The organism is Citrobacter sp. TBCS-14 (assembly GCF_005280805.1).
In the GTDB taxonomy this organism is placed as follows: Bacteria; Pseudomonadota; Gammaproteobacteria; order Enterobacterales; family Enterobacteriaceae; genus Citrobacter; species Citrobacter gillenii.
Genome location: NZ_SZWM01000604.1, coordinates 1 through 397, shown reverse-complemented (window position 1 = coordinate 397; position 397 = coordinate 1). Strand labels below are relative to the sequence as shown.

At 50.1% G+C, this 397-nt stretch carries 1 protein-coding gene and 1 pseudogene; one reads left to right on the top strand and one right to left on the bottom strand.

Features of this window, described 5'->3' with window-relative positions; translation table 11 throughout:
• On the top strand, window positions 1-197 hold a 197-nt coding region (locus FDX22_RS20210), incomplete at its 5' end, for a hypothetical protein (protein WP_146717685.1).
• 58 nt (window positions 198-255) lie between these two features.
• Here FDX22_RS20210 and FDX22_RS32700 read toward each other — a convergent pair.
• Window positions 256-397, bottom strand: a pseudogene (locus FDX22_RS32700) (PLP-dependent aminotransferase family protein); the annotation flags it as partial.

The window sequence follows — 397 nt, the reverse complement described above, 5'->3', positions numbered from 1 at the left end:
CCGCCTGTAATTATGGCGAAGCCTGTGAATTGCTACGTTCCGGTTATGTGAAACATGTTCGTCTGAGCTGGAATGTCGGTAGCGATGAGTTTTTCCGTATTGCTTCTGACTGGTGCGATGCCGGGGCGAAAATTAAGAAAGACGGCGAGAATTTTGTGATTTCCCTGAAGGGGTTCCCGGTTCCTCCTCAGCGGTAATAATGCCCAGACATCCTCGTCCATCACGGTATCCAGGACGAGTCTTTTGACTCGTCGCTTAGATTATTTTGCGCATTTTCCCGTGATTTGCCTGTAAACGCAGATTATCCCAAATGGGTTGCAACGTCCGGAAAGCCGAGCGCATTGTGTCATCGGGCAGAGCAAAGGGCATACGCAAAAAGCGATCGAATGCGCCATCC